Origin of the sequence: Sphingobium sp. D43FB (assembly GCF_002312805.1) — a bacterium.
Classification (GTDB): domain Bacteria; phylum Pseudomonadota; class Alphaproteobacteria; order Sphingomonadales; family Sphingomonadaceae; genus Sphingobium.
The window spans coordinates 1-23,905 of the sequence record NZ_NMUA01000035.1 but is presented as its reverse complement, the minus strand read 5'-3'; the positions used below and the strand labels follow the sequence as shown (position 1 = coordinate 23,905).

Here is a 23,905-nt window from a genome sequence, read left to right as displayed (position 1 = left end):
ACCCGAAAAGCCCATCAATCCGAATGCGGTGAAACAAACGCCAGCGATGCCGGTCGTCCGCGCAATACAGCCAGCCGCAGCAAATGCCCAGAGCGGGCCCGAAACCGAGCGTCGTGAATAAGAGAGGCTAAGGCTTTGATGGTTGCACAAAGTCCCTCATATCGCGCCGGTCCGATCGCCTGAAAATTGGCGAACTGGGGAGCGGCAATGCCGAGAGCCCCTAAAGCACCCACCGTGTTGCCGTTGTAGATCGCGTAGCGGTCCGGCGCGAAGTTGCAGAGGATCTCAGTCGCCATGTTGAGGCCGACGCCTGGGATTGGGTCGGCAAGCTTGCGGATCATTTCGTAACCCTCACGAGGCGGCCGTTGCGCTGCGGCCTGAGCTGACGCGAAAAGCTCGATCATCGGCTTTGGGTGGGACAGAGCCTCGGTGCCCCTCCGATGGATATCGCCCGAGCCCCATAGATGCCGACCTCCCTTGGAGGTCATCAGATCCCGCAACCCATCCTGAAAGGCGATCCGCGAGGCTTGATCGAGCCGCCCATCTTTCAACGCGGCAATGCGCCTCTGAACCTTGAGGGCTTCCGACCGACGCTGCTTCCGTTCGGCGAGATCCGACACCGCCTGTGGATCAGCAAGGTATCGCGCGTACCAGGCTTCGATTACGCGGAGGTCGAATCCAGCGGGAAGCGCGGCATCCCTCGCCTTCTCGAACTTCTTCCGTTCGCGCTCATTTATCTCATGCCTCGAGGCGTACTGCTGAAGGACCAGTGGATCTATATCTTGGAAGCGCTTTCCGACCCGATACCGATTGAAGGTATCCAACAGGGCGCGTGTAAAATCGTCTCCCTTGGTGTGGGTGACGCACATTGACAATTCGTCGTTCGACTTCAATCCGCCCTGAGTGAGGTTCGCCGAACCGATGAGAGTTCGGTAGCTGTTCCCTCGACGCGTAAGGTACGCCTTTGGATGGAAAGTTGCCGATGCCTTGTCCGCAACGCTCACTTTGCAGGCTGGATGCTGGTTTTTGAGTTCAAGGAGCCGCTCCAAAGCGGAGGGTTGGGTTAGGTAGAAGTCAGTGCCGATAAAAAGCTCAACGACGGCGCCAGCTTTAAGACGTTTCGACAGTTTTGGTGCCAAAAAGTCAGCCCCCCCAAGCTTGAGGAAAGCTACCGCGATCATGATCTCGTCGGCGTCAGCGATTATTTCAGCGATCGCCTTCGCATGATCCTCCGGTGCGTCGTTCGCAATGAGGGTTGCGGGCTCGACGCGAAGGCGAGGTTGGCGGCTCAAGTCCGGGCCTTTGAGAGTGTGAGGACGGGCGCCGACACCCTCAGCACATCGCCTGTAGTCACGAACACGACTAAACCCTTCGGAATGCCGGTAACCTCCAGATATCGGCGGACCTGCGATCGGTAGTGATCCGACGCTGCGGCGCTTGGGCTGACGTCGCTCTTCCAGTCGATCACTAGCTCGGGCTTTCCGTCCTCGCCGACGCATAGCGCATCGACGATGCCGAACGTCGCAAGGTCGACGCCGTCATCCTCGCTTAGTCCGTAGACGGGAAGTTCGGCCAGGAGTCGGGGGCGAAGCGCCGCGATCTCCGACAGCTGCAAGGTCCTCGCGACCGTGCCCGCCATTTCCTCGGCAGAGAGACCCGACATCGCGTCCCTTCCTGGTTCGCGCCCGATCGCGCGCGCCAGATCCGCCGCCCGGGCGGTGAGTGTGGACAGATCGTCCGCGGTTTCCCCGGTCAGCACCTCTTCGAACAGCTTATGGATCACGAGACCCCGTTCGCGTCCGCCTTGCGCCGAGATCGCCACGTCCGGCGCAGGCGCATTGTCGGCGGCCACGACGATCTTCGGTTCGGCGACCACCTCGAGAGGTCCCTGCGGATCCTCGTCACGGCTCGGTGCGATCCATCGGAGGCGCAGCGTCGCTGCCATTACGGCAGCGGCTTCGGCCGCGAACGTCTCGCGCGTCTGGCTATTCTCCGGATCGCTATCGACCGTCTCGAAGCCCGGCGGGTGGTGATCGATCGCGATCAACGGCAATCCGTCGAGATCGAAGTCCATCAGGGCGTTCCAGCTGCTTCGCGCCGGCGCCACGTCGAGCTTGGGCAGCACGAGAAGCTCGCGCGCTCGGGTCGCTGCGACATACCAGAGACGCAGGCGCTCGCGCTCGCGCTCGGCGACCTCGGCGGTCTTGGCGTCCTCATAGCCCGCGGGCGCGACGCCGAAGATCGGCAGAAAGATTGTCTTGGTCTCGCCGTCGATGATCGGATCGCGCACTTCGTTGCCCGAGGTCATCGTGTTGATTGGTACGACGATAGGCCATTCCAATCCCTTGGACGCATGCATCGTCACTAGCGATACCGCCTCTTCCTGCGCATCGGGCCTGCCTTCCGCCGAGCGGGTCTTCCCCTCCCAGGCAGCGGTCATCGCGTCGGCGAACGCCCTGATGCCGCGCACGCCATACGGCTGCGCGAGACTCAGGAAGAGATCAACATTTGCCAACGGCCGCTCTGCCTGCCCGCCGTGTCGTTGGAGCAGAATAGGACGCACGCGGAGCAGGTCGACGGCTTCGGCGAGAAGCTGGTGCGGGGTCGTCGCGTTGATCCCGCGACGGATAGCCTGCAGCTTTTCGACGATGTCGCGCGCATACGAGTCCCCGATCGCCTCCGCCGCGAGATGGATGGTAAGCTTGGGTCGGGCATCGGGGCGCTCGGGATCACGCGGCTGACTCCAAACGAGGTCGAGCAGCTGCTCTTCGCTCAACCCGACCAGTGGCCCGCGCAGGAGTGCGACAAGCGCGAGGGTATCACGACTGTCGGCCAGTACGCGGGCGATCGCGATGAGGTCCTGCACCTCCTGCCGGCGATAGAACCCTTTCCCTGCCTGGGTCGCTACCGGCACTCCGCGCTTCTCGAGCGCCTCCTCGTAGCGCCACAATTCGGTCCCGCCCGGGGCCAGCAATGCAATGTCGCCAGGGCGGCACGGCCTCTTCGTATCAGTCTTGCGATCCACGATGATCTGGCTGCCGATCAGGCGGCTGCACATCTCAGCGACCGCCTCGGCCTCGCAGTCGCGCTGCACGCCCGCCTTGGCCTTGCCGTCCTCGTCTGCACAGGCAACGGGAAGCGTTGCGACGCACAGTCCTTCCTCGTTATCGGGATGAAAGCTGTCGAGCGCGGTGAAGCCGGGCTGCCCCTTCTCCTCCGTAAGATGGGGCGCGAAGCGCTCGTTCACATAAGTGAGGATCGCGGCACAGGACCGGAAATTGGTCGAGATCGAGAGCAGATCGTCCGGATTGAACGCGCGGATGGCTTCGCGCGCTCGCACATAGGCGGCGACGTCGGCACCGCGAAACCGGTAGATGGCCTGTTTGGGATCCCCGACCAAAAACAGTGCGCCCGGCCGGATCCGGTAGCTGACCCAGTCGAGCGGATCCGCGCCGAGAGCTGGATCGCCACACAGCCGCCAGAAGATCTCGGTCTGCAACGGATCGGTATCCTGGAATTCATCGACCAGCACATGGGCGTAGCGGCGCGATAGGGCGCCCCGAACATCGCCATGGTCGCGCAGGAGATCGCGCGCGGCAAAGATTAGGTCGTCGAAATCGAGCAGGGCGGCTGAGCGCTTATAATCGCGAAAGCCGTCCGCGATCGGCTGGATCGCGCAGATCAGCTCCGCCAGAACGTGCGCCGCAGCGCCCTGCCGCAAACGCGTCCAGCCCTCGCAGCAGGCGAGATGCAGCTCCTCGGCACGCGCATTCAACACACCACCTTCCGCCTTGGCGAGGCCCGCGGCCTTTGCGGCCGCCTCCCATTTCCCCTTTTTCTTGTAGACGCTGAACGCCCCTTTGGCGGTACAGAGCGAAGGATGCGGCAGCGACGTCAGAAGCCCGACGAGCGCCGACGACGTCTCGTCCGTCTCGGCGAACGCGACACCGGCGGCCATCTCGACAAAGGCCGAAGCGCCGGCGATGCTTTCCTCTTCTTGCGCGGCCGCGCCAACGACGAAGGTGCGATATGCCTCCGTGGCGGTGCGGAACGCCGCCACCAGCGGCTGGATTGGGCCGGAGGCCGGCGGTACGAGCACACGGTTGTCGCGCAGGGCCGCGGCGGCCGTTGCGATCAGCTCGGTTGCCTTCGCCGGGTTCTGGAAGACGAGTTCCGCGACAAGGCTATCGTCGCCGACATTGAGCGTATCGCGCAGCCAGCGATCGACGATATCGCCGAACACCAGCTCGGCCTGCGCCGGATCCATCAGCGCCGCGCCTGGATCGATATTGGCCTCGACCGGATATGGCTTGATAAGCCGCTGGCAGAAGCCGTGGATCGTCGAGCAGGTGATCTCGTCGATCGAGGCAGCCGCCTCCTCGAGGCTCGCTTGCTGTTCCGCCGACAAACCGTTCGGCAAGGCGATGGCCAGTTCGCGTGGCACTCTACCGTCGAGCAGCTCGTCGACGAAGTCGCGAACGCGAGCGAGCAATTCGCTCGCCGCGAGTTCGGTGAAGGTGACTGCCGCGATCGCCTTGGGGGCGGTGCCGCCGGCCAGCAGCAGGGCAAGACGGCCGGCCATGACAGCGGTCTTGCCCGAACCGGCTCCGGCTTCGACAAGCACGGAGCGATCATGTGCGGTCATTGCAGCGAGGCGCGCGGTCTCGTCGTGCAGGGCGGGTGTAGTACCGGTCATCAGATCGCCTCCCATACGATGGCCGCATCGCCGAGAGCGACTCGCGCGTGTTCGAGTTTGCGCAGGCAATACCCGTTGGGGGCGTTCGCGGGCAGCGCGAAGCTCAGATCATCATAATCACCGCCATTGTCTGGGCCGATCAGCGCGCGCCCGGCGAGCAGGCTCGCGCGCGCCGCACGCAGATGCCCGGCAAGCTCCTCCAGGACATCGGCCGGCGCGTCGAGATGGCGGGCCTCGGTATCGCGCGGATAGAGCAAGGCCGCATCGATCTCGATATCGTCGCCGAGCAGCGCCTTGACCGCATAAGCGTAGAGGCAGCGCTGGAGCTCCTTGCCGCCCTGCAGGATGACCGGCTTTGGCGGTAGCTTTCCGCCCTTATAGTCGAGCACGCGCGCCCGTGCGGCATCGCCCGAAAGGTCGAGGCGATCAATGTAGCCCGAGATCTGAAACCCGGTGTCGGCGATCGCGACCGGTGTGGCGGGATCCCATGGGATCGCGCCGTCAGATTTCGCTGCCTGCCCGCCGAAGGGGACCTCGGTATAGCTTTTCTGATCTGCAAGCGGTGGTTCGGGATGCTGCAGCGCGTTCAGCGCGGTCTGCTTGGCATCCTCGAGTGTCCGCCGCCACACTACGAGCGGCGGGGTGGCCTGCCCGGCCTGCCACCGTGCCGTGACCGTCGCGGCACCAGCTTCGATCGCCGCGACGACCTGGTCCGGTCGCGCGCGGGCCAGTCCTCCCTCCCCCTCGAGCAACCGCACGGCATGATCCAGCGTATCGTGGAGCAAGATGCCGCTCTGCCGCGCATCCAGTACCAGCGCCTCCTCCGCGCTCTCCGGTGCCCTGATCCCAAGCGCGTAGGTCCAGGTGAAGCCGAGCGGGTTGCGCAGCAGTTTGGCGAGCGAGCTCGCCGACTGCCGTCGTTCAAGCGCCGCCAGCACCGCCGGATGGTCGCCGCGCACCAGGCCATCATGGGCGGTGACGGTCGGGCGCTGCCAATCCTGCCAGCATGCCGTCGCCGAGAGCGCCTGCGCAAAGGCACCGAAATCGACCGGACGCGCGACGAGACGGTCAGTCTCGCTCATCGCGTGTGCCGGTCGACAGTTGCGGCGGACATAGCGGGCCACGGGCTGGCCACGCAGCAACGGACTCTTGCCAAGCAGGCGACCCTCGCCGTCACGACGCGGCCGGGACAGCACGACCTGCGCGGCTGTAGTACAAAGGATCGTCTCGAAGTCGCGGCGATCGGCGGCGGTCACCGGCAGCGAATCCAGTTCGCTGGTCGGAACGATGTGATCCGATAGCAGGGGGTCTTCCGAGATCCGCCGCGGCCAGCCGGTCGAGGTGAGACCAAGGAGGCGCACGAATTTGCGCGGCGAAGCCGCCAGTGCCGACGCCGGCATCCAGACGACCGAAACGCAGGCTTCGCACGCATCTTCCTGGCGAAGGCTGTCGATGGTGACATCGATGGCTGCCGGGCTTCCGGCAAGCAGTGCCTTGCGCCAAATGCGCAAGGCACCGCCCGAGAGGAACGCGCGCCCGATCTCTTCGGCCTGCGGGATGCCGCCCGAAAGCGTGTCGACGATCGCGCGCAACGCCGGTGCATGGTCGATACCGTCCGGCCAGCGATCGGGCGTCAAAGCGCCAAGGAGCCGCGTCCAGGCGTCGGCGCAGGAGAGCGGCGCATCGGGTAGGAGCACGCGTTGCCAACCATCCGGCAGAGCTTTGAACAATCCCCTTCCGGCCAGCAACGTCGCAAGACGACGCAGATGCGCCTGCGACACGCCCCGCACCAGTATGTCAGCGAGCGCGGCGGCCGTCTGACCGTCACGCGTCGTAACGACGCGAATGCTGTGGACGAAGTGCAGATCGATATTGGCGTCGGCCCTCAGTGCCATGAATTCATCGTCATAGACTGCAGGCGCCGCTGCCGCGATCGCGATCTCGGACGGTTTGGCCGTGCCACTCGCAATCAGCTCACGAGCCCAGCGCAAAGCCTCGATCGCTTCGTGGTAACCGTTGGCAGCGCTCACTGCCTCGATCTGCGGTGTGTTCGGCGCTGACCGGATGATCTCGACCGGCGAGCCGTCGAGCCAAGCGGGCACAGAGCGCGGGCCGGCGTGCCAGCGAACCGGCACCGCTTTCGCCAGACCGAACAACAGGTCGCGCCAACACGGCGACAGCTCGCTGATGCCCTGAATATGGATCTCGCCGAACAACGCAGGCGCGTGTTGGAGACGGTCCATTGCGTGAGAGGCCAGATCGACCGGCCGGAGCATGGCGGGCGGCAGCACGGCCAGCACGGCCTCCTCGAGGGTCGCCATAGCGGCGAGCCGGGGATGGTTGGCCGCTCGTGCCGAGAGATCGATCCCGGTGCGCCAGACCTTGTGCAGCGTATCGGCCGTGGCTCCGACCATGCCAGGCAGCAGCTTGATGGTGTCGAGTTCGCCCAGATCGGTTTCCGGGAGCACGCGCTGGATCGCATCGCGGAGCGATTCGGCGTCAATGGGCTGCGCGAAGCCGCCGGCGAGGCGTGCCGCCAGTTGCTCGAACGCCATTACCTGGGTGCCGTGGTGCTGGTTGCGGGCGGCGTCGAGACGGATCTCACGGGACGCGAGACGACCGTGTACGATATAGGTCTGCCGCTGCATGAGACACTTTCGACTGTTGCCAATCTTTCGAGAGTAGATGGCAGGTGAGTATGGATCAACGACGGACTTGCCTGATCCCTGGCAACCACGACGTGCGGTCGAACTGCACGCCGGTTTTCGCTTCGACTCGTACGATAGACCCCGTTGCGATGCCGTTCTTAGCGCCAACGCCGACGGTACCAGCGGTCGCACTCTTGTCCTAACACTTCGCGGCGATATGCGAGTTCGGTTAGGAAAGGATTGATGTCCCACGCCATGCCGTTCCCGCAGGCGACAGGTGCGACCAGCTTAGGCCGTTCCGTTGCAGTGCTGGAAATGTCGGCTCTTGCCAACACCTACCGTTCTTCCTTCCGAGAACTGGCAGCCGGGCTCCTCACGATGCCTTGTTCAGCTCCAGAAAATTTGAGGAGTTGCTTGCAGCTCAACGCATACGCGTTGCTACGATGACCCCATCTTCAATTTTCAAATCTATCGAGAGGGGGGCGTCGTGAGTGGAGATATCCGTGCCGATTGTTTGGAGGCCATCGAACACAATCGCGCTTTGAGCGGAGATGCGGTCTAACACAGCGTTTTCGTTACGCAAAATTTTGGAGCGTTCATTAGCACTGGTGACGGCTTTGATTTTCTCGCGGAGGAGTTGGTCCAGCGCAATGGCTGCCTCGCCCTGCGGCAGCAAGGCTAGTACAGAGGCTCTGATATCCTGAAGCCGATCCCATTTACACTGTTCTCGGTCGGGGAAGGCAGAGAAGAGCTGCCAGCCACAGGCGCGCGCGCGTAAGCACAGCAGCATTTCGCGATAGAGTTTGTCCAGTGCTGACTGCTGCTCATACAACGCCTTTATATACTTACCCTGTCGGACCCACTCCTCATCTTTCAGGATCTTCAGGGCTTCGGTTTGGCTGCGGATGTCGATGGCAAGATGGTCCTGCACCTCCAGCAGCTTGGTCTCGTGCATTTCAATGACGTGAACCACCTCATCCGAGAGCTCTCCGGACAGCACGGACCCAGCAATCTGTTCAAAGTAGCGGATCGATCCTGTCAGGACCGATCGACGCTCGTTTTTTTGAAACGTAGCGACATCCTCGATGGCTTCCTTGATGTCCGAGAGCTTCTCGCTGATGTCGGCGAGATGTTTTTGCGCCAACACAGCAGATGCGATATTGAGAGCCGCGCCGGAAGTGGCTAGGACCAAAAGCTTCCCGACATCGAGTTTGGTGGCTCCGGCGAGTTCGTTCGTGCCGATTTTGCGGAGTGTGCCGATAAGGCCACCGTGTTTGACGCTCTCCACCAATTTGGTTCCAGCCGGGCTCACATTCATGTAATTGCTGGTCCCAACCTCTACGGCCATCGCCATGCCAGGTACCACCTGCAAAAGGGGATTTAACCGGCTAATGCCGGTGTCATCCTTGCTGACCTTGCGCCATCCAGCTTCCGAATCCGGTGGACTGATCTGGGCAAGCGTAAGGACAGGTGTTCCACTATCATTACTGATGACCAAAGCCTCAGCGTTACTGATAGGCGCTGGTGTCGAGTTTACCGCCTTGGTTCCCTTACTCGCGCGCGCAACTTCAGTATGCGTCCCGCATAGGAAAGCGATTTGCAAAAGGCAGGCGGCCAGAGGAGGCCATTCTGCGGCGCTCAAAAAACTGCGGGCACCCTCGGCAGCTGCTTGACGAGCCTCGTTCACGGCTGCTTGCTGCTTGTCGGTCGGGATCGACGAGAGACGTTGCGACGTAAAGACATTGAGTAGAGCTGTCTCGTCGTCGGCCAGCTCGTCCTCCTGGGCAGGCGACCCCAGCTGTTTGCATAACGCGTCGATCATGCGTTGATACGAAGGGCGGCTACCATCCGTGATATTCAGTGCCTTCTGGCCAAGGCGGTAAATCTCATCGCCGATCTGATCGGTATACCGACTGTGATTCGGGGCGTGCCGTTCATAGGCCCGGCAGATCTTAAGTATGCTGAGAGGCGTCTGCGTAAGCGTGTCGACCAAAGGCGCTAATTGATCGTCATTGCTCATACCCAGAATCTTGTAGATGACGGGAACGGCGGTGACGTCCGCTGGGGGATCCATGCAGGCTATACCGATCTTTGATTGAAAAAATAGCTCGATCCGATGTCCGCCAGAACCTGATGGCGGTCAAGATATTGTCACTCTTTTTAAATTTTTCAGGCGGCCGATAGAGACCGAACGCGACAATTATTTTTCAACGCGATCGGTCTTCAACTGAGTCACAATGGCTGGTTGTCGAGGAATCTGGCTTCTTAGGGCATCGTCTGGGATGGCCAGAAAATCGCAGGTTGCACGTGCCGTTACCGATCAAGATAGTCGCTTAGGACCGCGCTAACCAACGTCAGGTATCGACGGAAGCTGCCATCGCGCCTGTTCCGAGCGAACCGTCTCTTAAAAGGGAGCGCCGCCACATCCGCACCAACGGAGTCGCGAACGACGTCTCAGTGGCGGTCGATCTCTTGAAATTTGATTTATCGTTCCCGCATGGCGCACATGCATGCGCCAGGCCGAAATGGATCAAGCTCGCCGATCAATCGGGCCCGCCGTTCGGTTCCTCGATAAACGAGCATTCCCACGATTGTGCGCGAACCATGTCTACCATGTCCTGATCGTACTTGAACAACGGCACGTGCAGGTGCCGGCCCGCCAGCGAGAACGCTCCTTCTTCCCACCGCGGGTCGGCTTCCACGAAATAGCGCAGCTCGATCCCTTCCAGGTGAAGGAGGAGCGCATCTATGTCCGCCAGCTCCCCTCGGGCACGCATCTCGCCGAGCGCAAGCGACAGAAGCGGCAGCGTGATCCGCGCGATCCCTAGCGCGGGATCGAAGATCTCGGGTGCACCGAAGCACGACCGAGCGAGGATGCCGTGCCGGATGTCAGCCACCGCAACAGGCCGCCCGACGGCGGCACTCGCGATAGCTTCCTACTCGGTGACCTCCAGTGCGCGGAACTTCTCCACTTGGCCAATGCCTTCGCGAATGCGATCGGCCAGTCGCTCCGTCAGGCGAGCCCCCTGCGGTGGCAGCGTCCCCTTGGCCTGGATGAGCAGCACAGGCCCGGTCTCGCCAACGACGACGAGGTCGATTTCCCCACCCGCATAATCGTAGCCGGGTCGGAGGAACCAGGGATGGCTCCGCCGCAGGAACTCGATTGCCTGGCTGATGAGCACCGGCTCCAGCTCGTGGGAGACGTGGTTCGCATAGGTACGGGCATCCAGCGTGGAGAAGGCGAAGACGGCATTGCGGAGATGGAGGAAGTTCAAGACTAGGATCGGTGAGAAGACGTAGCTCTTCTCGAAGCGCGCGAAGGGCGGGAACTGGACTTGTAACGGATTTGCGCCGGTCACCTGAGCGATTAGAGCTCGCAACAGGAGACCGACGAGATGATCAAGCACACAGAAGAGTTCAAGCAGGAGGCGGTGCGGATTGCACTGACCAGCGGGTTACCCCGCGACAGGGTTGCATCGGATTTGGGGATAGGGAAGTCGACGCTGGGCAAATGGGTGTCACAGTATCGGCCATCTGACCTGGTGGCAGCGCCGCAGGCAGATCTGGCGCGTGAGAATGAACGTGTCAACGGCGGAGCAAAAGTCGGCCATTCGGCGGCGTAAAACCAGGCCATCGTGTTACATGCCGGGGGGAGTGGCGTGAGGGCGTAGCCCGAGGGCCACTCCCCCCGGCATTGGTGTAATTTTCAGGGTCTGGTTTTGGCCTTGCGGGCCCGGCTGTGCGCGAGGCGATAGCTTTCGCCGTTCATCTCGAGGATGCTGACGTGATGGGTCAGGCGATCGAGGAGCGCGCCTGTGAGACGCTCAGATCCGAAGGTTTCGGTCCATTCGTCGAAGGGCAGGTTGCTGGTGATGAAGGTGGAGCCGCGTTCGTAACGCTGGGAGATCAGCTCGAACAACAGTTCGGCGCCGGTCTTGGAGAGCGGCACAAAGCCCAGTTCGTCGATGATGAGCAGCTTGTATCCGGCCATCTGCTTCTGGAAGCGCAGAAGACGGCGCTCGTCGCGGGCCTCCATCATTTCGCTGACCAGCGCTGCCGCGGTGGTGAAGCCCACCGACAGTCCTTTCTGGCATGCTGCCAGTCCGAGCCCCAACGCTACGTGCGTCTTTCCGGTGCCTGATGGCCCCAGAGCGATGGCGTTCTCACGCCGCTCGATCCACTCGCAGCGCGCCATCTCGAGCACCTGCATCTTGTTGAGCCTGGGGATGGCGGCGAAGTCGAAGCTGTCGAGGCTTTTGACGGCGGGGAAGCGCGCGGCCTTGATGCGCCGCTCGACCATGCGACGCTCCCTGTCGATCATTTCCATCTCGACGAGGCGGGCGAGGAAGCGGATATGATCGACGCCTTCAGCGGCACATTGCCGCGCGAGCTTGTGATGCTCACGCAGGCACGTAGGCAGCTTGAGCGCCTTGAGATGGTGAGCGAGAAGGATCTCCGGGGCCTGATCGCTCATGCGGCCTCCTGCCGGTCGGAGAGCAGGCTCAGATAGGCTCTGGCAAAGGTCTTCTCGACCGTGGTGCGTGGCAGGAAGGGATAGACGTCCAGGTCCAGCCTGGGCGGTACGCGTTCGATCCGGCACAGGACGAGGTGCTTGACGGCATCGAAGCCGATGGCGCCAAGATCGATGGCCTGTTCGACCGCCGCCTGGAGATCGGCGAGGGTGAACGTTTCCAGCAGGCGCAGTACCTGCACATATTCGCGCCTGCCATGTTTGTGCATGCGCCCTTCCATCAACCGCTGCAGTGTCGTGAACGCTTCGGGCAGGTCCCAGCCCTGCAAAGGCGCAGCCTGGTCGAATGCGTTGATCTTCTGCTCGATCAGCGGGAGATAATGGAGCGGGTCGAAGACAACCTCCTCGCGGGCATAGCAACGAGGATGACGGGCGATGACTTCGCTGCGGCAGCCGATCACCACCTCATCGACATAGGCCCTGATCCAGACCTCCTGATGGCCCCAGGCCACCGGAACCGAATAATCGTTGGTCCTGTAGCGCACCAGGGATTGCGAGGAGACCCGCCCGCCTTTCTGATCGCAGGCCTCGAAGGGTGTAGCGGGCAGAGGCTGCATGGCCGCGAGATCGCGCTGCAGCCGCTCACCGATCGTCTCGCTCTGCCCGCGCACCTTGTCCTGCTGGCGCTTGCGGCATTGCTCCTCCAGCCACAGGTTGAACGCCTCCCAGGTCGGGAACTTCGGGATCGGCACCATGAAGTTGCGCCGGCAATAGCCTACCAGCCCCTCCACATTGCCTTTCTCGTTCCCCTTGCCCGGGCGAGCATAGCGGTCGCGGATCACGTAATGTGACAGGAAAGCGCTGAACAGCGTGGCACGCTGCCGCGTGCCGTCGGGCAGGATCTTCGTCACAAGGCAGCGATCGTTGTCATAGACGATCGAGCGCGGTACCGCGCCGAAAAACGCGAAGGCATGCACGTGTCCGTCCACCCAGGCCTCCGCCACCGCCGCCGGATAGGCCCGCACATAGCAGGCATCACTGTGCGGCAGATCGAGCGCGAAGAAGTAGGCCTTCTGCTCCACCCCGCCGATCTCCACCAGCGCTTCCCCGAAATCGGCCTGCGCATCTCCCGCAGGGTGCGCCAGCGGCACGAACATCTCCCGGCTGCGCTGTTCGCGCTCCCGGATGTAATCCTTGATGATCGTATAGCCGCCGGTGAAACCATGCTCGGTGCGCAAACGGTCGAATACCCGCTTCGCCGTATGGCGTTGCTTGCGCGGGACACTGCGGTCACCCTCAAGCCATCCATCAATGATCGCCACAAACCCGTCCAGCTTCGGGCGCTGCGGTACGGACTGGCGCCGGTAACCCGGCGGCGATGAAAACGACAGCATCTTGCGTACCGTTTCGCGCGACACATTGAAACGCTTCGCCGCCGCCCGTTGGCTCATGCCATCCGCGCAAGCCAGACGGACCTGAAGATAAAGTTCCACGCTGTAGATCCCCACACCTCCCTGACTCGGCAGAAAGGCTTCAAGGTGGACGACTTTTACGCCGCCCGCAGCAGGACTATCCCGCCGCTACCGTGGTCGAATATTGCTCCGCCGTTCTCATGCGCGCAGGCCGCGCCACGCCGCCAATGCGACAGCGCGCTATGCCTGGCCGTTCGGCCTCAACACGGCGGTCGCCATGCGATGGTCAGGCGAGACGATCGACACGGCGCGGACCAGTGCCACGGTGACGCCCTTCGTCAACCGCGCTTATACGATCATCGACTTGCGCGCGGAGATGCCGGTGACGCAGACCCTCACCCTGTTCGCGCGGGCCGAAAATCTGTTCGACGACTATTATGAAACCGCGCGTCGCTATGGCCAGCTTGGCCGCAGCATCTACGCCGGGTTCCGGGCGCGGCTGTGATGACCCGGCCCTATCCCCACCCTCGTAAAGCCAAGGAGTGCCTGTCCATGCAGCCTATGTCCCCTGCCGCCGCCCGCAATTTGTGGATCGGATCGATGACCTTCGCCAGCATAGCGACGACGCTGGTGCTGGCCTGCGCCACGCCCTTTCCCGCTCTGGCTGCGCTCGCGGCTCTCTATGTGCCGCGCAAGGCGGGGATCATCCTCATGCTGGCCGCCTGGTCGGCGTCGCAAGCCGTCGGTTATTGCCTGTTGGACTATTCGCTGACGGCGCAGAATGCCGGTTGGGCCGTCACTCTGGCGCTGGCGGCTATCGCTGCCTTGCTGGTAGCTGATCGCATAGTCAGCGCTTTGCCGAACCAGTCCTCCTTTGCGCGGCTCGTCATGGCCTATATCGCCGCCTTTGTCGGGTTCAAGCTGGTCGTTCTGATCGGTGCCGTGGCGATGAACGCAGGCTATGGGGCGTTCACACCGGACATCCTGCTGCGGCAATTTGTCCGTTACGCTCTTATCCTGGGTGGCCTGCGCCTGTTCCAGCTTCTGCTGGAAAGCGGCGGCCTGCTGAGGCGCGATCTGCGGGCGGCGGCCTGACCATGTTGCAAGCGGTCAAGGATGGGCCTGCCATCGTCGCCTGCAACAGCTGTCGCTTCTCCCCCGAGGAGCGGCAGGACGCAAATGGCCTGTTCGGCGGAGGGAAGCTGGTGGAGGCACTGCACCAGGTCAAAGCGAGTTCGAACCGCTATGATGGCGTGGACGTCCAGGAGATGCCCTGCCTTTTTGCCTGCAAGGCGCATTGCACCATCCATCTGCGTGCGCCCGGCAAGATCAGCTATGTGCTTGGGCACTTCCTGCCCGATGAGGCGGCGGCACGCGCCATCCTTGATTATGCGGTTCACTATGCACAGAGCGAACATGGGCAGGTGCCCTATGCGCAATGGCCCGACGGGGTGAAGGGCCATTTCATCACACGCGCGCCGCCCGTTGGCTTTGGCGACATAAGCGTCCAGCTAAACGGGATAGCTTAGACTCGCACCGAAGTTCTGCGGGGTGATTTCGGCTGGGCAGAAGGCAAAGCTCTATCCAGTTTAGGTCGTTGGTCGTTGATTTGGAGGTCCGCGTTCAGGGGAAAAACGGCCTACTCAATTCCGCGATCGAACCAGTCCAGCCTTTCAAAGGGAAATTCCTGATTCGCGCAACCGGGCGTTGCGCTCCGTTCTCGAGACAATGATTTTGTGCTCTCGGTTCGCACCGATCTTGATCAGGACCACGCTCCTTGCCTCCCTTGTTCCCGCATGGCCTCAATGAACACGCGAACCGCAGGCATAGCCGCCCGACCGGGATCGTAGAGCAGGCTTACCGGCATGGGGGACGGGGCATGATCCGCCAGCACCTCCACTAACTGCCCGTTCGCAATGCGCGGGGCCGATTGGTAGCTCAGCAGATTGGCGAGTCCCACCCCCGCCTCAGCAGCGGCGATGGTCGCATCGATGCTGTTGACGATCAGGCGGGGGACTATATCCACGATATTGTCGCCCCCCCCGTACACCCCGGAGATCAAGCCCGGTAAGAAGGGCAAGCTGCCGACCTGTAAAGAATGGCGGACCTACCAGATGCCAGATCACCACCTCCTTCTTAGGTCAGCCTTCAAGGTAGACTTTGCGTCCCATTATTTGGAGGATCTGGAAAAGCCGTAATCCCGATCGGGTCAGCGCCTGCCAGATCGCTTCCCCTGAACGAGCAGTATCTGCACCTTAGCGCCGACACCCCCCTTGCAACGCTGTGTAGATTTGGCATTCTCACTTCCGGCGGCCAGATCCATGAGGACCATGGATCATGCCGAGACTAACCGCACGCGAACGTCTGGCCGAGCTTGAGACGAGACAGCGCAAATCGTCCAACGAGATCGACGCTGCGCGCATCTCCGTGCAATCGCGCTATGCTGCTGTTGTCCAGGATCTGTCGGTAGAAACACTGACTGAACGGGAGTTGCGCGAGCTGCGGCAGCTCTCGATCCAACGTGGTGGCGCAGCAGCCATTGCCGCCCTCAAGCCCCCGCTACCACCCAAAATGCCTGGCAAGAAGTCGAAGCCGCCAAGATAGGCGGTCGATCAGTGATGAGAATGCTGACCTGGCATTATCGCGAAGATCACTGCCTAAACCCATCGCCCAAATCGCAGCACCGTGCCTTGTGTATCGGGGCGGGCGGGCCCGTTGAGGCGCGCTTGCCGCCGATAGGATGTTGCGTCCAAGCCACGCCTTCGATGACAAATTTGTGAAAAGAACATTTCGGTTTAAAACCGACTTGGCGCTGACGTCGCCGCTGTTACTCTTCTCCCGTTCCGCTGAGCAAAGTGACCCCGGCTCTCCTCCACGGCCGGGATGGGCAGCAGCCCGGCAGTGAGCGGACCGATGCGCCAGGATCGCGTCGTCAATTTGGACAGTGTCGCCGACAGGCCAACCCATATGAGGAGAAAGTCATGTATATGTCACCGCGTCTCGCAACCTTTGTAGATGACTGCAGAGAAGTTACGGACGAATTTGCGCTCAAAGCGCTGCTCGGCGAGGCAACGCCCTCGTTGGGTTTCGAGCAATTCGCCCTCGTTGATCATGTGGATCTGATCGGTCCGCCCCACGACACCATGGTGATCACGAGCTACCCTGAGGGCTGGATAGAGCGATCTCTGTTACGCAACTATTATGTCGACGACCCCGTGCATGCGGCCAGCACGAAAACGGTAACGGCGTTCCTGTGGAGCGTCATTCCCGCCATGATCAGGATGACGAAACGACAACGCCACATCCTGGAAGAGGCCAAGCCATTCGGTTTGCGCGAGGGCTTGACCATCCCGGTGCAGGCGGCTGGCGAATATAGGGGAAGCTGTTCGTTCGCAGGACGCGAGACTGTCAGGCCCACCGCCGACCTGTTAGGGGCCGCTCAAGTCATCGGCATGTTCGCGTTTGAAGCGGCGCGCCGTCTGCAGCGAGCGCGATGGGCACCCGGCACGAAAACGCCCGACATTCCCGCGCTCAGTCAGAGGGAGCTTGACTGCATTGCCCTGGTCGGATGCGGTAAGGGCAATGCCGAAATTGGGGGTATCCTCAATATTTCACCGAACACGGTCCGCCAATATATTGAGGATGCCATGCGCAAATATGATGTCTACAAGCGAACCGAGCTGGTCGTGCGCGCCTTGTTCGACGGACAGATTTGCTACCGCGCCCTCAATATCAGAAGGTAGATCTTCCAAAGCCGCACGCTTTGCGTGCGGCACTATCTTCGGTCCCCCGCTCTCCGCCATCCCTCTTTTTGGAGGAATTGTTCCCCCGTCCCTGTTGCGCGACGCTGACTTGCCAACAGGACAAGGGAGCCGACATGATGCAAATCATTCGAGGCGGGAGCCTCCAGGAACAAACCGTTCTTCGATCCATGTATGAGGCGCGCAAGCGCGTCTTCATCGATCTGCTCCGCTGGGACATCCCCGTCCTGGCCGGACGTTATGAAATCGATCAGTTCGACGGTCCATCGACCATCTATCTGATCGCCGCCGAGCGCGACGGCACCCATCTGGGATCGATGCGGCTTCTGCCCACCAGCGGCCCCAACCTGCTTGGCGATATTTTCCCTGAACTGTGCGACCTGGCGCCACCCGCGAGCACCACGATCTGGGAGATATCGCGCTTCTGCCTGTCTCGCGACTTGCGCGCGGCCGAGCGCCGTCAGGTCCGCGATCATCTTGTGACGATGGCGGCCAGCTTCGCGCTTGAGGAAGGCATCGAGAGCTATTGCTGCGTGGCCGACATGCCCTGGTTCAGCCAGATCCTGTCTTTCGGGTGGGAATGTCGCCCGCTTGGCCTTCCAAGGACGCTGGCCTGCGGCATGCTGGGTGCGATGCAGATCATCATCTCGGAAGACACGCCCGCGTTGATGCAAGCCGCCGGCGTCTGGCGCCCTGCCCCCGCTCAATTCGCCGCGGTCGCCGCCGCATAGGAGAAACGACCATGGCACATTTACCCGATACTCCATGTGCAGAGTTTCACGCCGATCTACTGCTCGACCAGGGCTATTGCATCATTCCGCAGGCCATATCCCCATGTGAGGTTACAGCCCTGGCGTGCGACCTCGCCGACGACTTTAGCGCCACCCCGCTTTCGGCGGGGCCATTTTACGGCGACGATACGAAACGCTTTGGCAGTCTGCTCAGGCGGTCAGACCGGACAAGGGATTTCGTCCAGCATCCCATGATCCTCGATATCGTGCAGAAAGTGCTGGGTCCCTGGTGCGATCATTTCTCGCTCAACCTTACGCAAGCGATTGAGCTGATGCCCGGTTCGCGGAAGCAGGTGCCGCATCGCGACCAGGATATGTGGCCATGCAGCCGCCTGGTCGATCCGGCCCTCGGGGTCGAGTTTCTGGTCAATGTGATGTGGCCGTTCACGCCCTACACCCAGGAGAATGGCACAACCCATGTCTGGCCTGGCAGCCATCGGCGCTGCAGCGAGGTGCTGATCGATCCACACGAATCCATCGTCGCCGAGATGGAACCAGGCGCGGCGCTCCTGTTCCTGGGCTCCACGCTGCATGCCGGCGGGGCCAATCGTTCGCTCGCGCCCCGCCGCGGCATGATCATCAGCTACACACTGGGATGGCTTAAGCCTTATGAACTGCAGTGGCTGGCCTACCCGCCCGAAGTCGCCCGCACCTTCGATGCCGATCTGACAGATTTGCTGGGCTACCGCATTCACCGGCCTAATCTTGGCAACCATGAGGGGCGCTGTCCTTCCCTGCTGTTGCGCGATCCGGGGCGGCAGGTCGGCGCGATCGACATGCTCGCCTCCGAGCAGCACGCGCTGATCGACGCTTTCCGGGCTGGCGAATTGCCGAAGCCGGTCACCGGCTGAGCAAAAGCAGGGATAGATATTCGCGTGCATCGACAGGGGATAAAATGCGGCACAACGACGACGATCTGGAAGAGGCCGCAGCGAGGCGGCGGCATAAACGGCTGGAGACGTGCCGGGCACTGATCGAGGAACGTCGTCTGATCGAAAAGAGCCTGGGCAGTCACCTGTGCACCAATCCCAACTGGGACATGCTGCTCCATCTGTACCAGGCCGAGCTGGAAGGTTTTGCGGTCTATCAGTCCGCCCTCTGCACGGTCGCCAACATCCCCCATTCAAGCGCGCATCGGTGGACCGCCAACCTTGCCGTGCGGAAGATATTGACGCGCCGTCCCGACCCGCGCGACAAGCGGCGGATCACGGTTCGGCTGGCGCCGCCAATCAAAAATGCCCTCAACCATATTATGGATGGGGCTTGTGCGGCCGCCGCCGCATTCGTCCATCGTTGCGCCATCGATTCAGATGGCATATGATGCGCGATGCTCAATGCGTGAGGATGATGCAATGCGGACGACCCTTGTGATCGATGATGATGTCATGGCGGCGGCGCGTGCGATCGCCGATCATCAGCATAGTTCGATCGGGCGCGTCCTGTCGGATCTCGCCCGTAAGGCGCTCCGTGCGCCCGAAGCAACGCGCACGCGCAACGGGATCAGTCTCTTGCCAGCCAAGCCTGGGGTCGTGGTGACGCAGGATATCGTCAACGCCCTTCGTGATGAGGCGCCATGACCTACCTTCTGGACGTCAACATTCTTGTCGCACTGATCGACCCCAATCATGTCGGTCACGAGGCAGCGCACCGCTGGTTCGAGGCGGAAGGCAGCAAGGCCTGGGCGACTTGCCCTATGACCGAAAACGGCGTGATCCGGATCGTCGGCAACGTCCGCTATCCCGCAACGCCGGGTTCTCCGGCCGAGGTCGCGACGATCATGGCCCAGATGTGCAGACTTCCCGGTCACAGTTTTTGGCCGGACGATATCAGCCTGCTGACCGCAGACCATGTCGATGCAAGCCAGATCCTGACGTCAGCGCAGGTGACCGACACCTATCTCCTTGCCCTTGCGGTCGCAAATGGGGGCAAGCTCGCGACTTTTGATCGCCGCCTGACGCCCAAGGGGGTGGCCGGGGGCAAGGACGCGATCCACCTCATTGGACATCAGTGATGCGTACCAACCTTGACCACCTCCCAGCAGCCAAGCAGCGAGAGCTCGAAGAGGTCGTGCGCATCTTGTTCGCCGAGTTTCGGGAGGCAACCGAGAATGCGACTGGCCGCAAGAAGTCGGCCCGCATCCTCAAGATCATCCTTTTCGGCTCCTATGCGCGGGGCGATTGGGTCGATGCGCCCTTCGATGCCAATCAGTATAAATCCGACATGGATATCCTGGTCATCGTCAACCAGAAGGAACTGGCCGACGTCGCTGCCTATTGGTCGGTCGCAGAGCAGCGCCTCATCGACGCCTATCTGATCGAGAAGCGCATCCATACGCCGGTGCATTTCATCGTTCACTCGCTTCAGCAGGTGAACCAGGGCCTCAGCCATGGCCGGGTCTTCTTCATGGAAATAGCCGAACAGGGCATCGCCCTCTACGAAGCCGATGATCGCGAACTGGCCAAACCCAAGCCCAAGACGCCGTCGGAAGCAGCGAATGCGGCGCAGGACTATTTCGACGATTATTTTTCTGAAGCCATGCAAGTGTTCGAAGTCGCAAAGTTTGGCATTGAAAAGTCATTCGTCAGGAAGGCGGCATTTGATCTCCACCAGACTACTGAGCGTCTCTATCAAGCCATTTTGCTAACTCTCACCTTCTACACGCCATATGACCACAACATCGCATTTCTCCGCGCACAAGCTGAGAGCAGGCACCCTGCGCTGTTTGACATATGGCCACGGAACTCCCGAAAGGAGCGGGCGATGTTCCAAAAGCTCAAGGACGCCTATGTGAAGGCGAGATATTCCAAGCATTATCAGATCGATTTAGAAGAGCTGCGTTGGCTAGCTGAACGCATCGAAAATCTCGGCCAGACGACCCATTCGATATGCGTTTCTCACATAACCAAGCTAAAGGAAAAAGCGCGCCATTGACGTTGTCGCACGGATTTGCTGCGTAAAATATCCGACGCCGGAATGACCGAGTTTGGGACACCGCGTAATTGATGTAGCCACCCTTCTGTATGGTACGAAGTCGCATGAACGCTTCAATGCAGGAGGGTGACCATGTCGATCTACGCAGGACTGGATGTGAGTGACAAGTCCACGCATGTGTGCGTGGTTGATGGCGAAGGCGCTGTGTTGCGGCGCGAGGTTCTGGCGAGCGATCCCGACGTCATCGCTAAATGGCTTGGCCGCTATTGCCCGGATCTGGTGCGCGTGGTGCTTGAGACGGGGCCGCTGTCGGCGTTTCTCTATCATGGCATGGTAGCCCGCGATGTGCCGGTAGAGTGTATCTGTGCTCGCCATGCCAAGGGCGTGCTGTCGGCGCGGGTCAACAAGAGCGATGTTCATGATGCTGAGGGGATTGCGCAGATGGCCCGAACGGGCTGGTTCAAGCGCATCCATATGAAAGCTTCCGCCACGCATTTTGATCGTGCCGCGATACGAATTCGTGCACAGCTTATCACGGCGCGGACTGCCATGATCAACCAGTTGCGCGGCTTGTTGAAGCTGTTCGGCCTTCGCTTAGGTTCAGCCCGAGCTCCCGGCAAACGAACCGACCGCCTGATAGTGCTTTATGCCCAACGCCCCGATCTGGAGGCATTGTTCGCGCCGCTTATGGCATCCATCGAGGTGATCGAAGCGCAACTGCGCGCCTCGAACCGAATATTGGAGAAGAGGGCTGCCTCGGATCCCGTTTGCGCGCGTCTGATGACGGTCCCTGGCGTTGGGCCGATCACCGCCCTCACCTACACCATGAGCATAGAAGATCCTCGTCGCTTTGCCAGAGGTGAGGACGTTGGGGCGTATGCTGGGCTTGTCCCTCGACGAAGCCAGTCTGGCGAACGTGATACGCAAGGTCATATCTCAAAGGCCGGCGATCCGATGCTGCGACGGTCGCTGTACGAGGCGGCCAACATCATATTGTCGCGGGTAAGGCAGCCATTCGCACTGCAACGCTGGGGTAGGAAATTGGCCGAAGTCAAAGGTCCTAAGCGTGCCAGGGTCGCAGTCGCCCGGAAGCTGGCCATATTACTCCATTCCCTTTGGTTGAACGAGACCGAGTTCCGCTGGGTCTGACCCGGCGCCCCGCTCCCGATCAGCCATGCCCGGACGATCTCGTCACAAAAGTGGAGGGTTAAACCTCGTTTGGGACCCGGAGACGTCCACCCACCACCGCTCGGCCGCGATCATGAGGCACGGACAAAAGGCTCTCCCAGCTGTCCGATGACCCCGAAGACAACCATTGGCAATCGGGCTCAGGGAAAAAGAATGGTGATGCGAAAATCAATTAGACAACTTTGTGCTCGGTCCGCTTTGGAGCGACAGAAATGGGAAAACGGCCACTCCCGGCTCAGGATTTCGATGTCATTTGCTGCGGACAGGGCAGACGTTGATGGGTTGGTTGGGCCGGTTTTGGGAGCTGCTGTTTCATCATGTGAGCGTCCTCGACCGAGAGGAAGAAAAAGCAGGATGGGAAATAAATCGGATCAAGTCGTTCCTGCTTGCATTTTTTCTTGTCGTCAGCGACAGGAAAAAATGGCGTTAGCGACAATTCAGTTTACCCAGGAGCAGGCACGAGACATCGCTAAGGTATCCCCGGGCGACGTGCGCGCTTGGCGCAAAGCCGTTCCGTATCTGGCCGCCAAACCTGGCAAAGCCGCGCGGTTCACTTTTGCGGACTTGATTGGCCTCGCGATCACCAGTGAACTGACGAACCGGTTCGGAGCGCGGATCAGTGACATCGGTGCTAGCGTGGATAAGCTGTTTCATGAACTCGCCAACGCGCGACCCACCCATCTTGAAGGACTTGTTGCATTGATCGGTTCGGCATCCGCTCGTCTCCTGACGGTCGGCGATTTTTCGGCGCGGCAGATCGACGAACCTACTCTGATCGTGCCCTGCGATCCCATCGTCAGCCAGATTAGTGCTCGCATGATGCCCTCTACGCCCGTTGCCACGCAGAGCGCGCTTCCTTTCCCGCCACAGATACTCAAGGCCGCACGATGAGCGGCATGCATCTCGAATTTCAGGTTTCCGCCGGTACGCCTATCGTTTCGCAGCGGTTTGATGGCCGTTTGTCATCGACTGCCACGGAGATCGGCCAGTGACCGGATCAGTAACGATCGATCTTGTCGCAGCGCTACGCCAGTTCGGGGCGGACGAGGCGGCATTGCGCCTGCTGGACGTCGACGAGCCTGGGCTGCTTCCTTATGCAACTTTGCTGACTGCCCGCGATAGTGGTGACGAGGATCTCCAGGCGCTTGGCGGTATCTACGAGTGGCAGGGCACTCCGCTCGTCTTTCTCGTGGCGGCCGACAGGCTGGGCGAGGATGAGGCGAAGCTGCAGCGAATTCGTCGCGTTCTCGCTATGCGCGGCGACGCCCCCTATCTCGGCGTCGTCGGTCCCGGACGTCTCGATATCTATCATATCAGCTTGGATGATCGCCGGACGGTTGAGGCGCGTGTTGATGTCGGGGTAGCGGCCGGCCAAGAGGTCGCGACGCTGGCTCACCTCGCCAATGCGCGGCCGGGTCTGCCGACAGGCCACCGGCAATGGATCTCGCAGGTCGTCCTTAAGCTCCTCGGAGATTCAATCGACACGCTCAAGACGACATGCGGAGTCGATGATGACGATGCTATATCCTTGGTAGGACGTGCCCTTTTTACACGCTTCCTAGGCGACCGTCATTTGCTGGGCTCGCTTGGTGTCGATATACTTGCGACGGCCTGCTTGTTCGATGATGCGGCCAGCGCCGCGAAAACGTCTCAATGGCTCGATGTAACCTTCAACGGCGACTTTCTTCCTACCTCTTCGGGGATCTGGGAGCGTTTACCGCTGGACGCGTTCAAGGTACTGGGCGACATCCTGCGGCGTGCGCCCGGTGGCCAGCTCCGCCTCGGATGGGAAGAGCGTTGGGATAATCTCGACTTCGCGCATATCCCCGTCGGCGTGCTCAGCCAGGCCTATGAGCACTATCTCCACAGACATGCACCAGTGCCGCGCGACAATCAGGATGAGAGAGCAGCGTCAATCAAGATGAGAATCGCCACCTGCTGATGCGGCGTAGGGCGTAGCCCGGAGCCGGATCAGCAGGTGGCGATGTCGCCCTTTCCGGGGCGTTT

At 61.3% G+C, this 23,905-nt stretch carries 24 protein-coding genes; 15 read left to right on the top strand and 9 right to left on the bottom strand.

The annotated features are described in order from the left end of the window. Positions 1 to 14: 14 nt before the first annotated feature. The 6 genes from SxD43FB_RS20125 to SxD43FB_RS20100 form a co-directional block, all read right to left on the bottom strand. Positions 15 to 1,292, bottom strand: a complete 1,278-nt coding sequence (locus SxD43FB_RS20125) for a phospholipase D-like domain-containing protein (protein ID WP_096063695.1) — start codon at positions 1,290 to 1,292, stop codon at positions 15 to 17. Next, on the bottom strand, positions 1,289 to 4,696 hold the full coding sequence (locus SxD43FB_RS20120; RefSeq protein WP_096063696.1) for a UvrD-helicase domain-containing protein: 3,408 nt from the start codon (positions 4,694 to 4,696) through the stop codon (positions 1,289 to 1,291). Before SxD43FB_RS20120 ends, SxD43FB_RS20125 begins: the two co-directional genes overlap by 4 nt. Continuing rightward, positions 4,696 to 7,344, bottom strand: coding sequence for a PD-(D/E)XK nuclease family protein (locus SxD43FB_RS20115; RefSeq protein WP_043152318.1), 2,649 nt, complete (start codon positions 7,342 to 7,344; stop codon positions 4,696 to 4,698). The genes SxD43FB_RS20120 and SxD43FB_RS20115 overlap by 1 nt, the downstream gene beginning before the upstream one ends. Before the next feature lie 421 nt (positions 7,345 to 7,765). Beyond that, complete coding sequence (locus tag SxD43FB_RS20110) at positions 7,766 to 9,364, bottom strand: hypothetical protein (protein WP_141249559.1); 1,599 nt, start codon at positions 9,362 to 9,364, stop codon at positions 7,766 to 7,768. A gap of 523 nt (positions 9,365 to 9,887) precedes the next feature. Continuing rightward, entirely contained in the window at positions 9,888 to 10,241 is a 354-nt protein-coding gene (locus SxD43FB_RS20105) for a hypothetical protein (RefSeq protein ID WP_037472175.1), read from the bottom strand. Positions 10,242 to 10,280: 39 nt separating this feature from the next. Further along, a complete protein-coding gene (locus tag SxD43FB_RS20100; protein ID WP_141249558.1) occupies positions 10,281 to 10,751 on the bottom strand; it encodes a hypothetical protein in 471 nt (156 codons plus the stop codon). Between SxD43FB_RS20100 and SxD43FB_RS26065 the strand changes: the two genes are divergently transcribed. Continuing rightward, on the top strand, positions 10,740 to 10,967 hold the full coding sequence (locus SxD43FB_RS26065; RefSeq protein ID WP_255245823.1) for a transposase: 228 nt from the start codon (positions 10,740 to 10,742) through the stop codon (positions 10,965 to 10,967). The genes SxD43FB_RS20100 and SxD43FB_RS26065 overlap by 12 nt on opposite strands. Positions 10,968 to 11,050: 83 nt before the next feature. On the opposite strand, the gene istB is transcribed toward SxD43FB_RS26065, so the two are convergent. Together istB and istA are read right to left on the bottom strand one after the other, a co-directional pair. Further along, on the bottom strand, positions 11,051 to 11,818 hold the full coding sequence (gene istB / locus SxD43FB_RS20090; protein ID WP_007686288.1) for an IS21-like element ISSsp5 family helper ATPase IstB: 768 nt from the start codon (positions 11,816 to 11,818) through the stop codon (positions 11,051 to 11,053). Beyond that, positions 11,815 to 13,308: an IS21 family transposase gene (istA, locus tag SxD43FB_RS20085; RefSeq protein WP_011950768.1), complete on the bottom strand. Its 1,494-nt coding sequence runs from the start codon at positions 13,306 to 13,308 to the stop codon at positions 11,815 to 11,817. Before istA ends, istB begins: the two co-directional genes overlap by 4 nt. Positions 13,309 to 13,411: 103 nt before the next feature. Between istA and SxD43FB_RS20080 the strand changes: the two genes are divergently transcribed. Genes SxD43FB_RS20080 through SxD43FB_RS20070 form a run of 3 tightly spaced genes read left to right on the top strand, consistent with a single transcriptional unit; the run spans position 13,412 to position 14,756 of the window. Continuing rightward, positions 13,412 to 13,732, top strand: coding sequence for a TonB-dependent receptor (locus SxD43FB_RS20080; RefSeq protein WP_096063692.1), 321 nt, complete (start codon positions 13,412 to 13,414; stop codon positions 13,730 to 13,732). A gap of 47 nt (positions 13,733 to 13,779) precedes the next feature. Next, the gene (locus SxD43FB_RS20075) at positions 13,780 to 14,322 is read left to right on the top strand and encodes a hypothetical protein (protein ID WP_037480377.1); all 543 of its coding nucleotides are present in this window, start codon (positions 13,780 to 13,782) and stop codon (positions 14,320 to 14,322) included. A gap of 2 nt (positions 14,323 to 14,324) precedes the next feature. Further along, positions 14,325 to 14,756, top strand: coding sequence for a DUF1636 domain-containing protein (locus tag SxD43FB_RS20070; protein WP_051520214.1), 432 nt, complete (start codon positions 14,325 to 14,327; stop codon positions 14,754 to 14,756). Positions 14,757 to 14,989: 233 nt separating this feature from the next. Here SxD43FB_RS20070 and SxD43FB_RS20065 read toward each other — a convergent pair whose 3' ends face one another. Beyond that, a complete protein-coding gene (locus SxD43FB_RS20065; RefSeq protein ID WP_235209967.1) occupies positions 14,990 to 15,253 on the bottom strand; it encodes a LysR substrate-binding domain-containing protein in 264 nt (87 codons plus the stop codon). A gap of 311 nt (positions 15,254 to 15,564) precedes the next feature. Between SxD43FB_RS20065 and SxD43FB_RS20060 the strand changes: the two genes are divergently transcribed. The 11 genes from SxD43FB_RS20060 to SxD43FB_RS20010 all read left to right on the top strand — a co-directional run bounded on the left by SxD43FB_RS20060 (position 15,565) and on the right by SxD43FB_RS20010 (position 23,840). After that, positions 15,565 to 15,831 (top strand): hypothetical protein, encoded by a 267-nt coding sequence (locus tag SxD43FB_RS20060; protein WP_076605622.1) that lies wholly within the window; start codon positions 15,565 to 15,567, stop codon positions 15,829 to 15,831. 377 nt (positions 15,832 to 16,208) lie between these two features. Further along, positions 16,209 to 16,970, top strand: a complete 762-nt coding sequence (locus tag SxD43FB_RS20055) for a LuxR family transcriptional regulator (RefSeq protein WP_043155058.1) — start codon at positions 16,209 to 16,211, stop codon at positions 16,968 to 16,970. Between the two features lie 134 nt (positions 16,971 to 17,104). After that, entirely contained in the window at positions 17,105 to 17,719 is a 615-nt protein-coding gene (locus tag SxD43FB_RS20050; RefSeq protein ID WP_096063691.1) for an acyl-homoserine-lactone synthase, read from the top strand. An 11-nt stretch (positions 17,720 to 17,730) separates the two neighbouring features. Next, positions 17,731 to 18,630 (top strand): phytanoyl-CoA dioxygenase family protein, encoded by a 900-nt coding sequence (locus SxD43FB_RS20045; protein WP_043155060.1) that lies wholly within the window; start codon positions 17,731 to 17,733, stop codon positions 18,628 to 18,630. A 44-nt stretch (positions 18,631 to 18,674) separates the two neighbouring features. Beyond that, positions 18,675 to 19,100, top strand: coding sequence for a MarR family transcriptional regulator (locus SxD43FB_RS20040; RefSeq protein WP_051520215.1), 426 nt, complete (start codon positions 18,675 to 18,677; stop codon positions 19,098 to 19,100). 31 nt (positions 19,101 to 19,131) lie between these two features. Continuing rightward, a complete protein-coding gene (locus tag SxD43FB_RS20035) occupies positions 19,132 to 19,356 on the top strand; it encodes a CopG family transcriptional regulator (protein WP_193378838.1) in 225 nt (74 codons plus the stop codon). Further along, complete coding sequence (locus tag SxD43FB_RS20030; RefSeq protein ID WP_037475387.1) at positions 19,353 to 19,790, top strand: TA system VapC family ribonuclease toxin; 438 nt, start codon at positions 19,353 to 19,355, stop codon at positions 19,788 to 19,790. Before SxD43FB_RS20035 ends, SxD43FB_RS20030 begins: the two co-directional genes overlap by 4 nt. Then, positions 19,790 to 20,710 (top strand): HEPN domain-containing protein, encoded by a 921-nt coding sequence (locus tag SxD43FB_RS20025; RefSeq protein ID WP_037475390.1) that lies wholly within the window; start codon positions 19,790 to 19,792, stop codon positions 20,708 to 20,710. The genes SxD43FB_RS20030 and SxD43FB_RS20025 overlap by 1 nt, the downstream gene beginning before the upstream one ends. A gap of 132 nt (positions 20,711 to 20,842) precedes the next feature. Then, positions 20,843 to 21,859, top strand: coding sequence for an IS110 family transposase (locus SxD43FB_RS20020; RefSeq protein ID WP_037475392.1), 1,017 nt, complete (start codon positions 20,843 to 20,845; stop codon positions 21,857 to 21,859). Between the two features lie 393 nt (positions 21,860 to 22,252). After that, positions 22,253 to 22,789 (top strand): hypothetical protein, encoded by a 537-nt coding sequence (locus tag SxD43FB_RS20015; RefSeq protein WP_141249556.1) that lies wholly within the window; start codon positions 22,253 to 22,255, stop codon positions 22,787 to 22,789. Between the two features lie 163 nt (positions 22,790 to 22,952). Next, positions 22,953 to 23,840 carry a hypothetical protein gene (locus SxD43FB_RS20010; protein WP_176482863.1) on the top strand — a complete coding sequence of 296 codons (888 nt, stop codon included), beginning with the start codon at positions 22,953 to 22,955 and terminating at the stop codon, positions 23,838 to 23,840. The last annotated feature ends 65 nt before the right edge of the window (positions 23,841 to 23,905 follow it).

Excerpts from the sequence above, each read along its gene's own strand:
- SxD43FB_RS20120 (WP_096063696.1), bottom strand. The coding sequence starts at position 4,696 with ATGACCGGTACTACACCCGCCCTGCACGACGAGACCGCGCGCCTCGCT.
- SxD43FB_RS20115 (WP_043152318.1), bottom strand. The coding sequence starts at position 7,344 with ATGCAGCGGCAGACCTATATCGTACACGGTCGTCTCGCGTCCCGTGAG.
- SxD43FB_RS20110 (WP_141249559.1), bottom strand. The coding sequence starts at position 9,364 with ATGAGCAATGACGATCAATTAGCGCCTTTGGTCGACACGCTTACGCAG.
- SxD43FB_RS26065 (WP_255245823.1), top strand. The coding sequence starts at position 10,740 with ATGATCAAGCACACAGAAGAGTTCAAGCAGGAGGCGGTGCGGATTGCA.
- istB (WP_007686288.1), bottom strand. The coding sequence starts at position 11,818 with ATGAGCGATCAGGCCCCGGAGATCCTTCTCGCTCACCATCTCAAGGCG.
- SxD43FB_RS20075 (WP_037480377.1), top strand. The coding sequence starts at position 13,780 with ATGCAGCCTATGTCCCCTGCCGCCGCCCGCAATTTGTGGATCGGATCG.
- SxD43FB_RS20070 (WP_051520214.1), top strand. The coding sequence starts at position 14,325 with ATGTTGCAAGCGGTCAAGGATGGGCCTGCCATCGTCGCCTGCAACAGC.
- SxD43FB_RS20060 (WP_076605622.1), top strand. The coding sequence starts at position 15,565 with ATGCCGAGACTAACCGCACGCGAACGTCTGGCCGAGCTTGAGACGAGA.
- SxD43FB_RS20055 (WP_043155058.1), top strand. The coding sequence starts at position 16,209 with ATGTATATGTCACCGCGTCTCGCAACCTTTGTAGATGACTGCAGAGAA.
- SxD43FB_RS20050 (WP_096063691.1), top strand. The coding sequence starts at position 17,105 with ATGATGCAAATCATTCGAGGCGGGAGCCTCCAGGAACAAACCGTTCTT.
- SxD43FB_RS20045 (WP_043155060.1), top strand. The coding sequence starts at position 17,731 with ATGGCACATTTACCCGATACTCCATGTGCAGAGTTTCACGCCGATCTA.
- SxD43FB_RS20040 (WP_051520215.1), top strand. The coding sequence starts at position 18,675 with ATGCGGCACAACGACGACGATCTGGAAGAGGCCGCAGCGAGGCGGCGG.
- SxD43FB_RS20035 (WP_193378838.1), top strand. The coding sequence starts at position 19,132 with ATGCGGACGACCCTTGTGATCGATGATGATGTCATGGCGGCGGCGCGT.
- SxD43FB_RS20030 (WP_037475387.1), top strand. The coding sequence starts at position 19,353 with ATGACCTACCTTCTGGACGTCAACATTCTTGTCGCACTGATCGACCCC.
- SxD43FB_RS20025 (WP_037475390.1), top strand. The coding sequence starts at position 19,790 with ATGCGTACCAACCTTGACCACCTCCCAGCAGCCAAGCAGCGAGAGCTC.
- SxD43FB_RS20020 (WP_037475392.1), top strand. The coding sequence starts at position 20,843 with ATGTCGATCTACGCAGGACTGGATGTGAGTGACAAGTCCACGCATGTG.
- SxD43FB_RS20015 (WP_141249556.1), top strand. The coding sequence starts at position 22,253 with ATGGGAAATAAATCGGATCAAGTCGTTCCTGCTTGCATTTTTTCTTGT.